This window comes from Bacteroidales bacterium, assembly GCA_016707785.1.
Classification (GTDB): domain Bacteria; phylum Bacteroidota; class Bacteroidia; order Bacteroidales; family UBA4417; genus UBA4417.
In genome coordinates this window covers 48,739-62,693 of record JADJGZ010000026.1, presented here as the reverse complement: position 1 = coordinate 62,693, position 13,955 = coordinate 48,739, and the positions used below count along the sequence as shown (strand labels likewise).

Genomic DNA, 13,955 nt, shown 5'->3' with positions numbered 1-13,955 from the left:
TATAGCAGGTTTTTCGGCAATTATATGATGGCCGCAATCAGGGATTAGTTGTATTTTTGTTCCCACAGATTTTTATAATACTGTTTTTGAAGGTATTCTAATTGAACGGCCTTGTCTTCAATAGCATGAATGATGGCAATTGAACCACTGAATTCGTTTAGCCTGGATATCTGATCACTTGTTTGAATTGCCAAATTCATGCAGCCTTCCCTGAAAAAGAGGACTTGTATTGCGCAATGATTCTTTAATTTCAGATTTGAAGTTATCATCCTCTATCCCGATAACTGCATTATAAATCCGTTCAATTTCGTCATCTGATAGCTTGCCTTGAAGGTAGAGAGCAGAATCTTCATTTTAAGTAATATGCTTCTTGCATGTCAGTCACTGATTTCAATGGTGGATGACCGGCGATGGCTATTTTCTTAATTGCTGCCACAAGATCAAAGGTTTCCAGAAGCAAAAACCACCCATGGAAAAGCCGAAAAGCACTCACGTCTTTGATTTGGAAATGATCCAGCACTGAATTGAACAGTAATGCGAGATTTTCCTATTAAAATCATCTTTCTCCCATGCTCCGGATTGGTTGTGTCCCGGCAGGTCTAAAGTTATGATATGGTATTTTGGTTCAAGCAACCGGATCAATGGAATCAGGAAAGAGGATGGCACTGAATTACCATGGATCATGAGAGGTATGGTTAGTAGTAGTAGCAGAACCAAATTCAAACAGGGCAACAGATTTACCTAAGCAAGTGATAGATGATAGCTTCATAAGTAGATGGTATAATTGCAAACAGCTTAATTTCAATTCTCTTGAAGAGTGATAATCACAAAGTTATAAAAATCAAGCCGCGAATTAATTGAGAATTAGCGATTTGATAAAAGTGATTATTTTTGTAGAGTCACAGCTGTCCAAAATAAATAATACTGTTTCAATTTACATTTGATAATCAATCACTTACATAATAATTATGTTGTCTTTATCTTGTGTCTCGAACCAGATATTCTTGCTGTCCCAGTTATGCCACCAGGAAAAGTCATAGTAGCCCATTTCGGACACCAGAATGCTATCGGATGCCAGTTTTATCTTCTATAATGCTTCGCAATCCATTAAAAAAGTTATGGGCCTTGGAAGCACGGATTATGGTAAATTCTAAATTATATGAATTTATTCTGGGTAAGTTTTGTCAAAAAAATATATTTTTATTTTGGATAGAAGGACAATTTAAAGACAATGAAACAAAAGTTAATTAAAACTGTTCTCTGCAAACACTGGGGTGGATCTCTCCTACGTTACCCGACTGCGCGAAATTTGTAATCTAACTCAAGAAGAATAGAAATGAATGCCTTTATATCAGCGCAAATATTTACAGTTTTAACTGGAATAGTCATTCTGTTTCAAGCAGGCCTTGCAGCAGGTTTACCTTGGGGCAAAGCATCGATGGGAGGGAAATATGCAGGGAAATATCCTCCCAAAATGCGATGGGTAGCAATTTTAAACATCATCATATTAGCGATCATAGCAACCATCGTTTTATCAAGGGCTGGCCTCATTCTAACTAATATGATGGCATTTTCAAAAATTGCTATTTGGTTTATCGTTGTTTTCTTCTTAGCCGGAACAATAATGAATACGATAACCCCCAGTAAGATAGAACGTATTTGGGCGCCAGTAGCGCTATTACAGTTGATTACAAGTATTATTATTGCCCTGAGTTAAAGAAAACCTATAACAACAGTGAGAGCGTGCAAAGAGGATCAGGAGCGCACGAAACGGATGGGGTGAAGTGATTCACCGCTTTTCCCAACCCAAACAAGATGTTTAATAGTTATGCTTAAAAACGAGTTAGCTCCCAAACCAGGCGAAGTCGCCAATAAGGTGAGAAAATGATTATCTTTGTAAAAAGTCTGAAGCAAAATGAATCTTTCTGCAGAAAAACTAGAGATCATTCAAAAAATCATTGATATTCAGGATAATGATCTCATATCGCTGATAAAGAGCATTATTTCTTCTCCAGGAGCATCGAAAGCTGATTGGTGGGATAACATTTCACAATCGGAAAGAGATTCAATCAATCGCGGATTGGAAGACCTGAATAATGGAAATGTTTATTCTCATGATCAGATAAGAAGTAAATATGAAAAGTGGCTTAAAGATTAGGTGGACTGAAGAAGCTACGAAAAATCTTGATAGTATTATCACTTACCTCGAAGATAACTGGACGAACAAAGAGTTGACCAGATTCTTCACCAAGCTTGAAAAGCAAATAAGTATTCTTTCCATTTTCCCTGAAGCTTTTCCGATATCAAAAAAGAAAAGCCAGGTTCATCGTTGTGTCTTTATGAAACAACTTACAATCTATTATGCTATTGAAAGTGAACACTTAGTATTACTATCAATCTTTGACAACAGACAAAATCCGGGTAAAAAATATGAATAAGATCCGGGGCTGGCACAGGCTGCACTTTGCCTGGCTTATAGCTTGTGCTTTTTGTCACCTAACTTTAAATTCTTTATTGCGTGTTATATGTTATGTGTTTCTTAATTATGGAAGTAATCACTCTATGGTACAATAACACTCAATATTGAACACTAAACTAACCGCCCCCCCCCTGCCCCCCCCCGCACCCCCCCCGCCCCGCGGGTTTTTCCTTTGTATTTTTCATTTTTCATTTTTCATTTTGCCCCAAAGGGAAGCCTTTGGCTCATTTATGTCACCTAACTTTAAAATTCTTTATTGCGTGTTATATGTTATGTGTTCCTTAATTTTGGAAGTAATCACTCTATGGTAAAAAAAACACTCAATATTGAACACTAAACACAAAATTTATAAGTAATGAAATTGCACGCTTAAGGGAAGCCTTTGGCTCATTTATGTCAATCAACTTTAAAATTCTTTGTTATATGTTATGTGTTTCTTAATTATGGAGTAATCACTCCATGGTACAATAACACTCAATATTGAACACTAAATACAAAATTTATAAGTAATAATATTTTTGCCCCAATTTGCATTTTTCATTTTGTATTTTCATTTTGTATTTTTCATTTTTCATTTTGCATTCTGCATTTTTCATTTTGCATTTTTCCCTAACGGGAAGCCTTCATCTCATTTTTGTCACCTAACTTTAAAATTCTTTTATTGCGTGTTATATGTTATGTGTTTCTTAATTTTGGAATTAATCACTCTATTAAGCAAAAACACTCCATATTGACGATCTTAAATGAAGAAAACAGATGACAAAATGTGAGAAAATATCCGGGGCTCTGATGATTGTGCTGGCATTCATTGCGTTTCAGGCCTTTGCACAGGAAGCAGTGGATAAGAAAATCATTTGGACAGCCGATTGGAGCCCTGACGGGAACTATATTGCCATAGGTGGCAACCTCGACACCTTAAAGATTTATAGTGAGAAGGATATGACACTATTCAACGCATTTCCCGTAAAAAATACCATAACCCGTATCAAATGGCATCCGTCAAAAAATATCCTTGCTGTTGCCATACAATTATCTGAAGACAAATCGTTTATTATTAATCCGGAGACCAATGAGAAAATTGAATTAGTCGGAATTTCGCCCGATGGAGCGAGAGGAATGGATTGGAATTATACAGGTGAATACCTGGTAGTTGCCGACAATGACGGACAAATATTGATTTATAATAGTAAAGGTGAATTCATCAGGAAAATCAGGAATGAAAACACCTTAAGTATCACTGCTGTGGATTGGCATCCCGGTAAAAACCTGTTTATTACAGTTTCCGACAAAATAAGGCTATTTGATATTGAGGGGAACCTGCAGAAGACCATCAGGCACAGGCCGGAAGAGGTAATGCTGCTAAGTGTGGCATGGCATAAGTCGGGTTCTTTTTTTGTCACCGGGGATTATGGGGACCAGAAGGACAAATCTTTGCTTCAATACTGGGATGAACAAGGTAATCTGTTAAAATCGATAGATATCAGCAAAGGCGAATTCAGAAATTTAAGCTGGAATCCAAAAGGAAGCCGGTTAGCCACTGCAAGTGATGCATTGAGAATCTGGGATAAACAAGGCAATCTTATTTCGGAAGGTCTTTCTAAGGACTATTTATGGGGCCTGTCGTGGAACAAGAAAGGAAACAGAATAATTACAACCAGCCTGGAGCAAAGAATTACACTTTGGAATAAGAAGGCAAAAATGCTGTGGATATGGGAATAGGAGCTGCTTATGAACCGTTTTAAGGCATCCTTACCACCCATTTCTCTCGAAATATGCAGTCCGGGAAATTTTGAATTCAAATTTTAACCAATTTTAGATAGTTTCTAATAATAAAACATTATTCAACGTGCTTTAAGAAGGTACTCATTGACAAGCTTATTTTCGATTGATGGTTTACTGCACCAAAATAGCTACAGCCCTGCATTAACGATTTGTGTTTAATTATCTCCATGATCCCAAAATCCTATGAAAACAACCTTATTATTTCCTGGTTTATTAATTTTTGCAATGTCTTTATCCGGGCAAGTTTTTTCACAAGGATATCGTGAACTTATTGGTAAGGCCGATTCGCTTTACAATGCGAAAGATTTTAAAAGTTCAGCATTTGCATTTTCCGAAGCATTTAAGGCCAATGGCTGGAAAGCTACTTCAAGGGAACATTTTAATGCTGCTTGTTCCTGGTCATTGGCAAACTATCCCGATAGCGCCTTTTATCATCTGAATTATGTTGCCATGAACATGAATTACACTGATTATGGGCATATTAAGGGAGATCCGGATTTAAAATCACTGCATAATGATCAGCGATGGCAATCCTTTACGGAACTGGTAAAAGCAAATAAAGAAAAAGCCTATGCCAATATTGACTTCTTATCGGTTAACGGGTACAAAGTTGAAGTGTTAACTTCCGGGATGCAGAATAATCAAGCAAATAAACCGGCGGTTGTATTCGAAAATGGACTGGCCGGCAGTTTTGGAAGCTGGGACACTGTGGTGGCGGAAATTTCCAGGACGAATGCAGTGTTTCGGTATAATCGTCCAAGAATAGGCGAGTCGGAAAATGACAGCCTTCCTCCAACCACGGCGCATATTGTCGATAACCTGAGAAATATGCTTTTACAAAAAGGACTGAAACCACCCTATTTATTGGTTTCTCATTCATTTGGAGGTGCTTATATAAGAAGTTTTGCATCTATGTATCCCGGAGAAATAGCCGGACTTGTTTTTGTGGACCCCATTGATTTTACGCAAAAAAGCGGGGACGGTGATTTACCTTACCTTGAGATAGGATTGAGCCAACATCAGGTTGATTCCATGTTTGGGAAACCCTATGCTAATTTTGTAGAGAAACTTTATGAAGAAATGCCTGTTTTCTATGTGGAAGAGGTGAAAATTTCGAGGGCGTTATATCAAAGCGAATTCAAAGAATGTGAAATCAATCCATTGCCCGATGTGCCGGTGCATTTCATTCAGGCAGGGGGATTCACATCAGGTTTGGATCATGCACCTGGTATTTATGACAGGGAGAAGTTGTGGCGGATAGCCAATCATCTGAAAATGAAACGATGGCTTAACCTGATAAACCCCTTGAAATATGGTAAGTACTTCTATAGTGCGCAATCCGGCCATTTCATTCAGCAGGATGACGCTGACCTGGTGATTTCAAGTATTCACCTGGCCCTGAAAGATTATGAAAGAACAAAGAAAGAATAGGAACCGGTCAATTTGGTATCATTACAGCCTGGCAAAAGTGTCATAAAAAAATTCATAGTTGCATAAACGACCATGGAAAAAGATAAAAGTGAAAGTAAACAGAATGAAGCAGGACCGGCTCCGTTTGTCCAGACCTACTTCCATGGTACTAAAGCGGATTTGAAGCTTGGTGACTTTATAGAAGTGGGGCTTAATTCAAATTATGGACAAAGAAAAAATGCAAAATTTATATACCTGACTGCAACACTGGATGCTGCGATCTGGGGTGCTGAACTTGCGCATGGAGAAAAAAGGGAAAGGATTTACCTGGTTGAACCTACAGGCCCCATTGAAGATGATCCCAATTTAACGGATAAAAAATTTCCGGGTAACCCTACAAAATCCTATCGTTCAGCACATCCATTTAAGGTGGTTGGGGAGGTTTCCATTTGGCAAGGTCACTCTGCAGAATTGGTCAATGCTATGAAAGACGGATTGGAAAAACTTAAGGAGCAAGGTATTGAGGCAATAGAAGAATAAATTGTTCTGTTTTTAAAAGCATAATAACTAGATTATCAATGAAAAGAAGGGTTGTACTGTTATTCAGTACAACCCTTTTTTGCATTCAAACCTGTGAATTATGTAGTAATTTTTAATAATTGTATAAATAAAGGTTCACTTAGAAATTGAAACTTTGACGCTTTTATATTTAGAAAATATGGAGACCATTTTATTGGTTGATTTTAACCCTATCTAGCAGAATAAAGATTAAACATACATCAATGAAAAAAGCAGAACAGAAGAATCTCAGTAATTCACTTCAAAAATCTCCAACCGGAATCCAGGGGTTTGATGAAATAACTTCAGGCGGATTACCTAAGGGCAGGCCAACACTGGTGTGCGGAGGGGCAGGATGTGGAAAAACACTTTTTGGAATTGAGTTTCTTGTTCGTGGTGCAACTCAGTATAATGAACCGGGAGTCTTTATGTCATTCGAAGAAACGAATGAGGAATTAATCAAGAATGTAGTTTCTCTAGGTTTCGACCTGGAAGAACTTATTAAGGAAAAGAAAATTGCTATTGACCATATTTACCTGGAACGCAGTGAAATCGAAGAAACCGGTGAATATGATTTGGAAGGCTTATTTATTCGCCTGGGTTATGCAATAGATTCAATCGGGGCAAAACGTGTTGTGCTGGACACTATTGAATCGCTGTTTGCGGGGTTGCCTAACCAATTGATATTGCGGGCTGAACTCCGCCGTTTATTTCGCTGGTTAAAGGAAAAAGGCGTTACTGCCATCATAACAGGTGAAAGGGGAGATGAAACGCTTACCAGGCAGGGATTGGAAGAATATGTCTCAGATTGTGTTATTATGCTCGACCACCGGGTAAATGACCAGACATCTACCCGTCGGTTAAGGGTAGTAAAGTATCGTGGTTCTATGCATGGCACTAATGAGTATCCATTTCTGATTGATGAAGATGGGTTTTCAGTTTTGCCTGTAACTTCTTTAGGCTTAAAACATCATGTTACCGATGAAAGAATTTTAAGCGGGATAAAAGTACTGGATGAGATGCTTGAAGGTAAAGGCTACTACCGGGGCAGCACTATACTTGTTTCAGGAACATCCGGCATCGGGAAAACAAGTATAGCCGCTCATTTTGCGGAAGCAGCCTGCAAAAGAGGAGAACGTGTACTCTTTTTCAGCTTCGAAGAATCTCCAAACCAGTTAATGCGCAATATGCTTTCCATTGGAATAAACTTAGAACCCTGGGTCAGGAAAGGACTATTACAATTCCAGGCAACCCGTCCCACATTTTATGGACTGGAAATGCACCTGGCAACCACACATAAAATTGTAAATCAATTTAAACCTGATATTGTGATCATGGATCCAATCAACACTTTTGTAGTGGGTGATAAGGATTTCGAAGTTAAGTCCATGCTGATCCGTATGGTTGATTTTCTGAAAGCGAATCAGATTACGGCATTATTTACCAGCCTTACAGATAACCATACCGCCATGGAGAATACTGATGTTGGCATATCATCCCTCATCGATACCTGGTTATTACTTCGTGATATCGAACTGAACGGTGAAAGAAACAGGGGAATGTATGTGCTGAAATCGCGTGGTATGGCGAATTCTAACCAGATCCGTGAATTCATTTTAACTAATCATGGTGTAGAACTTAGGGAGGTTTATGTGGGAGCGAGCGGAGTTTTAACAGGCTCAGCCCGCATTGCACAGGAAGCCCTTGAAAATGCAGAACGACTGACCCACAAACATGATATTGAACAAAAAAAGCGTGAAATAGAACGAAAACGAAAGGCTTTGGAAGCTCAGATTGCAACATTAAATGCCAATTTTGAGGCGGAAGAATCAGAAGTAAAAAAAATGATCGAAACAGAACAAGAAATGATTAAGCGGCTTGAATTGGATGAAATAGAAATGGCAGTGAGCAGGAAAGCCGGCAAAGTGAATAACAAAACTAAGAATCAAAAAAATAAGTAAAAGAATTTTCCATGAGACAAAAGGAAGTGATTTCAAATACAAGAAGTACAGAAGAAAAAGTGGCAGAATCAGATCACGATAGGTGGATTCTTCGTTTGTATGTTGCAGGGAAAACTCCAAAAGCCTTAACTGCATTTACTAATCTCAAGAAGATATGTGAAGAACAATTAGATGGTAAATACTCTATTGAAGTTATAGACCTTTTAATTAACCCTAAGTTAGGTGTTGAAGACCAGATTTTTGCCTTACCCACATTGGTAAGAAAACTACCGGTCCCGGTGCGTAAAATAATTGGTGATCTATCTAATACAGAACGTGTACTTGTTGGATTGGATTTATTACCCATAAAATGATTGGAAATATAAATAAATCCGTAATTATCATGAAAGAGAAAAAGAAAATCAGAAGCTCTGCGGAAGAATTTGATTTGACAATTTCAGATTTAGCTAAAGACAAATACTTGTTGCGTTTATACATTACCGGGTCCACAAGCCGATCAATTATTGCCTTAACTAACCTTAAAAAGATCTGCGAAGAATACCTGGAAGGGAGATATGAGCTCGAAGTGATTGACTTGTACTTAAAGCCAAGTTTAGCGGTTGGTGACCAGATCATTGCAGCTCCAACACTGATTAAAAAGCTGCCCCTTCCTTTTCGTCGTATTATTGGCGATATGTCAGACAAAGATAAGGTGCTTTTGGGACTGGATCTGAAAGAAGTTAAAAACACATAGCAATCAGGAATTTACACATTTGATCTATTCAATCAATTCAATGAATAAAACCAGTAAACAGCTCAGTATTGAAAATGAGGAATTACGCTCCCGCCTTATTGAAATTGAAGAAGCACTAAATGCAATCAGAAACGGTGAAGTTGATGCAATTATGGTTTCCGGCCAAAATGGAGAGCAAGTCTATTCTGTCAGCTCTGCTGAAACACCTTACCGCACTTTTATTGAGGAAATGAGTGAAGGGGCTGTCACTCTTACAAAAAAAGGTACAATTCTTTATTGCAATCCGAGATTTGCTGATATTGTTAAGCATCCTTATGAAAAGGTTATTGGTTCGTCGCTTAAGCGCTTTATCACCCATGATGATCATCCAAAACTAGGTGAATTTCTTGCACGGCCAACCTATGAAAAACATGATGTTTTAATTGTATCCCTTACCAATACCGTATATCTTAGGTTGTCGATTCACCTTTTACCCCCTTATCTGCAAGGTGATAATTATATTCTCATAGCGACAGATATTTCCGATTTAAAGAAAAAGGAAAATGAACTTAAGGAAATTGTTTTAAAGCTGTCGAATCACATAAAAGCTTTACGGGCATTGCATATCGATACTATTTGTGATTCCCTGGATTTAGAAGGAAGGAAAAATAAACTGGAGTTTGCCAATGATAAGCTGGGTAAGGAAATCCTGAAGCTTAATCATTTAGTAGCAAAATTAAAGCAGAAGCAAAAGAAGTCAGCTTCCTGAAATTATCATTTTACATGTAGTATAAAAGATCTTCTTGCCATCAGGCTATAATAATTTCTTCAACAGGCGGTGTAAACATTGAACAATAATATTTTATTGTTGTTTAATATTTTAACAAAAACATGAAACAATGAAACTGATCCGCCACCGAATTGCACAACATCTGAAATCTTTGTTTTTCGTGTTGTTTCTGATAGCATCACTCATAACAAAAACTTCCTATGGCCAATCAATTACCATTCAATCTCCGAACGGTGGCGAGGTATGGAACTATGGAGGGTATGAAACAACTTCATGGACAGGACAGAACATAGGTGTTAATGTCCGCATAGAATTTTCTCCTGATGGAGGAACCTCCTGGTGGATCATGGGTGATTTTACCTCGGGTCCAAACGGTGGAATCACTCCAGTACAGCCATTTTATTTCTCAACCACGAATGCTCTTCTGAAAATAACCGACTTCAGCAATCCGGAGGTGAGCGATATAAGCGATGCTCCTTTCACTGTGAACACCAATCCCATCAGTATTTATCAACCCGCATCCGGATCTGTCGTTTTTGTGAACACACTGACTTATGTGAACTGGATCGTTTATGATCCGGATATCAGCCTTCTCAATGCCGAAATATCAACTGACGGAGGACTGACCTATAAACCTGTTGCTCAAAACATCAATGCACAGAACGGGTTTGCATATCTGATTTTATCCGACATCCCGGCCGAAGCATGTGTTCTGAAGCTATATAATGCCATGGATCCTTCGGAGTTTGTCGTAAGTACTCCTTTTACTATCAGTGCAGTACCTTCTTATAACCTGACCTCTCCTGCCGGGGGAGAAATCGTGAATATTTACAGCCCTCTCAACATCAGCTGGACTGTTGAAAATTCATATTCCGACAATTGCAATCTCGAATATTCAACGGATAATGGTGAAACCTGGGTAGTGATCAACAATGTAACAAGCACCGGGAATTTCGGGAGTTACGAATGGACTACCCCCAATGTAAACTCTGATGAATGCCTGATCCGCATCAGTGATTTGTATGCACAGTCGGCCATTGACATCAGTGCAGCATTTACCATCATGCCCTATCCTGAAACTCCGGTTTGTTTGGTAACAGTTGACAGTCTGACAAAAAATAATGTGATCATTTTCGAAAAACCAGTCTCTGACCTGATTTCTGATTTCCTCGTTTATAAGGAAACAGATGAAGCCAATGTTTATGAAATAATTGACACATTAAGCTACGAAGAGGTTCCAATAGTTACTGACTTTTCCTCCGACCCTGCCATGAGGCCTTACCGTTACAAAATAGGTTTCCAGGATAGTGAAAACAGGGTATTCCCGGCAGGAGATTACCATCAGACCATTCACCTGATCATTAACCAGGGTGTAAATAACAGCTGGAACCTGATCTGGACGCCTTATGTCGGGATTAACTATGCATCCTGCAACATTCTTCGTAAATCAAAATCAGGAAATTATGAGCAGATTGCCACCGTTTCCAGCAGTTTCAATTCATTTACTGATTTCAATGCCCCACAGGGTGATATTGCCTATATTGTGAGTATCGTACATCCGACCGGATGTGGCATTGGTATGCGTGCTACCGATGTTAATATAGTTTATTCCAATGAGGCATCATTAAGCCTCTCTTCATTGGATGAAAACAAAGAGGTTAACATCAGTATATATCCTGTTCCGGCAAATGATCTGATTAACATTCAGTTTGGAGACAATAGCAATGAAACAATCAACCTAACCATCACCGATGTTACCGGACGGATCATTTACTCAAAGGAATTCAGTGATGTCCTTCCCGGCCAGGTACATTCAATCAACAGCACAAACTATGCTGAAGGAATGTATTTACTGAATGTTATTTCTTCAGGGAACAAGAGTACCAGGAAAATTGTGATTCAACATTAAATTCTGACTGATATCCGGGCAGCTTTTTAGAGGCCGGATGATGAGATTTCAACAGGAGAATCCCGGCATTGACGGGATTTTTCGTTTTCAGAGGTTCGTCATTGCAATTGCTGTATTGTACATAGATATACTGACCTCTGTTGTTTTAATTGTTTATTTCGTTTAAATCCTTGAATAACACTTTGCTGCTAAGGTTTGTAAAATGATCAGGTTGGTTTTAGGATTCATAGTAATCTGTCTGCCCTTAGTAGGCGGAAATTGCAACCACACTAATGGTTGGTCATTTCAAAAGACCATGCCGGTAGTAAATAAAATACAGATTTCCGATCGTTCGGTGCTGACGCCGATACCATCTGTTTATCAGGCAGAACAATGGGCATATAGTCCTGCAGGTGTGCCGGTGTGCATACTTACAGGTAAACTCGCAGCAAATAAGATTATCAAATCAATGAAGAATTAGAGGCTGATTAAAATCAGGCTTTGCTACTCAAATTAACAACTTTTAATAGCTCAGGTTCTTACGTTTTCCTACATTTGCGCTTTCAAAAAAATAACTAATGAAAAAGAGCAACTTCCTACTGATCATTTTAGCGATGATATTAATTCTTCCTGCAAGCACTTTTGCACAGAAGAAGAGTGATAAGAAAAAGAAACGTAAAGGGGAAGCTATAGAGCGCCCGGTGTTACTGAATAACATTGATACCATCAGTTATATCATCGGGTCAGATATCGCCCGTAGCTTCAAAAGCAATGAGGTGGTAGTAAATTACGATATGATGAATGTAGGGATTCAGGATGGGCTTAAAGGAGCAGATACCCTTTTCACTCCTGAGCAGATACAGGAAATTATGACCGCCTGGAACCAGGAAATCATGAAATGTAAACAAGATAAAGCAGCAAAGGACTATATGGATAACAAAGCAAAAGGTGAAGCATTCCTTGCAGAAAATAAAGCAAAGGAGGGTGTAATTGAACTTCCCAGCGGATTGCAATACAAAGTGATCAGGGAAGGTGCCGGGATTTCGCCGGTTGATACAAGTTTCGTTAGAGTGGACTATGTAGGTACACTGATTGACGGCACTGTTTTTGATTCTTCAAGAGAGAGGGGTGAACCTATTGAATTCGCTTTGAATGGTGTAATTCCCGGTTGGACCGAAGGTCTTATGCTCATGAAACCAGGTGCTGTTTATATGTTATACATCCCTGCCGACCTCGCTTATGGTGAACGTAAAATGGGGACTATACCTGCAGGTTCTACCTTAATTTTTGAAGTAGAATTGTACTCCATAAAAGAATAATCGTTTTTTTTATTGACGCAAATACAGGAAAGCCCGGTTTATCCGGGCTTTCCTTTTTTGAATTGAAGGTTCATTTTTACACTCAATCCTGCCAGATACTCTTCCGTCTTGGATTATAAGTAAGCATTGTGTTAATAAGTCCCTCCTTGTAGGTCGTATTTTCCAGGCGAAATATTCTATCGAATTTTCCGGAATGGAATAGATATTCATACTTAAACTGGTATGCCATTTCCCTGGTTTCCCATAACACTGGATTTAAAAGCCCCGAAAGGCTGAGCATCCAGGGCTTTATGATGGTAGGCTTGCGACGCAGTCCCATCTCATCGAGGACAATCTTGAGCATCTCGGCTCCTGTAAGCACCCTGGCGTCGGTAGGTAAATGCCAGGTTTGATTGAAAGCGGTCAATGTATTCCCTAACAGAGCAGTTGCATAACCTGCATCAGGAGTATAGGTGTAAGAATGTCGCACATGTTTGTCTATCAGAATCTGAGGATTTTTGCGTCTTACCAGGTTTCCAATCATCATCTCGTTCAGGAAACTGTTTTCGGTTTCTGGCCCATAGAAATCCGCAGATCGGGCAATCATGGCTGTGATATTTTTTTTTCCTATCTCATCCAATAGCATTGTTGCCACTTTAGCCCTTATTTCTCCTTTTTTGCTGCAAGGATTAAAAGGAGTGGCTTCAGTCATCCAGCCATCCACTTTTCCGTACATATATACATTATCAACAAACACCAGCCGGGCATTGTAGGTTTTACACGCATCAATCACATTCTGCATCAGTGCCGGCCAGGCTTTGAGCCACATTCCGGTATCATATTTTAAACCTACAGTTAAATAAACAACTTCAGAACCCTTCACAGCATTCATCACTTCATCCCTGCGGGTGAGATCCGCCTTGAATAATTCCTCCTTGCCAATGATCTTCTTGGGATTGCGGCTAACCAGCCGGACATCCTCTGTAAAGTTACTCAATGAACCAGCTACGTATGACCCAACAGAACCATTGCCACCTAAAACTGTATGCATATGAATTTTTTTTGCAAAGATAAGGA

16 protein-coding genes are annotated in these 13,955 nt (G+C 39.0%); 14 read left to right on the top strand and 2 right to left on the bottom strand.

Annotated elements, in window-relative coordinates:
- Window positions 1-44: 44 nt before the first annotated feature.
- A complete protein-coding gene (locus tag IPH84_14295; GenBank protein MBK7174366.1) occupies window positions 45-200 on the bottom strand; it encodes a hypothetical protein in 156 nt (51 codons plus the stop codon).
- Between the two features lie 407 nt (window positions 201-607).
- Between IPH84_14295 and IPH84_14290 the strand changes: the two genes are divergently transcribed.
- The 14 genes from IPH84_14290 to IPH84_14225 all read left to right on the top strand — a co-directional run bounded on the left by IPH84_14290 (window position 608) and on the right by IPH84_14225 (window position 12,899).
- A complete protein-coding gene (locus IPH84_14290) occupies window positions 608-745 on the top strand; it encodes a hypothetical protein (protein ID MBK7174365.1) in 138 nt (45 codons plus the stop codon).
- A gap of 591 nt (window positions 746-1,336) precedes the next feature.
- Window positions 1,337-1,717 (top strand): hypothetical protein, encoded by a 381-nt coding sequence (locus IPH84_14285; GenBank protein MBK7174364.1) that lies wholly within the window; start codon window positions 1,337-1,339, stop codon window positions 1,715-1,717.
- Between the two features lie 198 nt (window positions 1,718-1,915).
- Window positions 1,916-2,158: a hypothetical protein gene (locus IPH84_14280; protein MBK7174363.1), complete on the top strand. Its 243-nt coding sequence runs from the start codon at window positions 1,916-1,918 to the stop codon at window positions 2,156-2,158.
- A complete protein-coding gene (locus tag IPH84_14275; GenBank protein ID MBK7174362.1) occupies window positions 2,136-2,438 on the top strand; it encodes a type II toxin-antitoxin system RelE/ParE family toxin in 303 nt (100 codons plus the stop codon). Before IPH84_14280 ends, IPH84_14275 begins: the two co-directional genes overlap by 23 nt.
- Before the next feature lie 797 nt (window positions 2,439-3,235).
- On the top strand, window positions 3,236-4,198 hold the full coding sequence (locus IPH84_14270) for a hypothetical protein (GenBank protein MBK7174361.1): 963 nt from the start codon (window positions 3,236-3,238) through the stop codon (window positions 4,196-4,198).
- Window positions 4,199-4,444: 246 nt separating this feature from the next.
- On the top strand, window positions 4,445-5,692 hold the full coding sequence (locus tag IPH84_14265; GenBank protein MBK7174360.1) for an alpha/beta hydrolase: 1,248 nt from the start codon (window positions 4,445-4,447) through the stop codon (window positions 5,690-5,692).
- Between the two features lie 72 nt (window positions 5,693-5,764).
- Window positions 5,765-6,211: an NAD(+)--rifampin ADP-ribosyltransferase gene (arr, locus tag IPH84_14260; protein MBK7174359.1), complete on the top strand. Its 447-nt coding sequence runs from the start codon at window positions 5,765-5,767 to the stop codon at window positions 6,209-6,211.
- A 242-nt stretch (window positions 6,212-6,453) separates the two neighbouring features.
- Complete coding sequence (kaiC, locus tag IPH84_14255) at window positions 6,454-8,190, top strand: circadian clock protein KaiC (protein ID MBK7174358.1); 1,737 nt, start codon at window positions 6,454-6,456, stop codon at window positions 8,188-8,190.
- An 11-nt stretch (window positions 8,191-8,201) separates the two neighbouring features.
- On the top strand, window positions 8,202-8,543 hold the full coding sequence (locus IPH84_14250; GenBank protein ID MBK7174357.1) for a circadian clock protein KaiB: 342 nt from the start codon (window positions 8,202-8,204) through the stop codon (window positions 8,541-8,543).
- Between the two features lie 29 nt (window positions 8,544-8,572).
- Complete coding sequence (locus tag IPH84_14245; GenBank protein ID MBK7174356.1) at window positions 8,573-8,923, top strand: circadian clock KaiB family protein; 351 nt, start codon at window positions 8,573-8,575, stop codon at window positions 8,921-8,923.
- 40 nt (window positions 8,924-8,963) lie between these two features.
- Window positions 8,964-9,671, top strand: coding sequence for a PAS domain S-box protein (locus tag IPH84_14240; GenBank protein MBK7174355.1), 708 nt, complete (start codon window positions 8,964-8,966; stop codon window positions 9,669-9,671).
- A 130-nt stretch (window positions 9,672-9,801) separates the two neighbouring features.
- Entirely contained in the window at window positions 9,802-11,601 is a 1,800-nt protein-coding gene (locus IPH84_14235; GenBank protein MBK7174354.1) for a T9SS type A sorting domain-containing protein, read from the top strand.
- 202 nt (window positions 11,602-11,803) lie between these two features.
- Window positions 11,804-12,061, top strand: a complete 258-nt coding sequence (locus IPH84_14230; protein MBK7174353.1) for a hypothetical protein — start codon at window positions 11,804-11,806, stop codon at window positions 12,059-12,061.
- A 97-nt stretch (window positions 12,062-12,158) separates the two neighbouring features.
- Window positions 12,159-12,899 (top strand): FKBP-type peptidyl-prolyl cis-trans isomerase, encoded by a 741-nt coding sequence (locus tag IPH84_14225; protein ID MBK7174352.1) that lies wholly within the window; start codon window positions 12,159-12,161, stop codon window positions 12,897-12,899.
- An 82-nt stretch (window positions 12,900-12,981) separates the two neighbouring features.
- On the opposite strand, the gene IPH84_14220 is transcribed toward IPH84_14225, so the two are convergent.
- The gene (locus tag IPH84_14220; protein ID MBK7174351.1) at window positions 12,982-13,929 is read right to left on the bottom strand and encodes an NAD-dependent epimerase/dehydratase family protein; all 948 of its coding nucleotides are present in this window, start codon (window positions 13,927-13,929) and stop codon (window positions 12,982-12,984) included.
- Window positions 13,930-13,955: the final 26 nt, after the last annotated feature.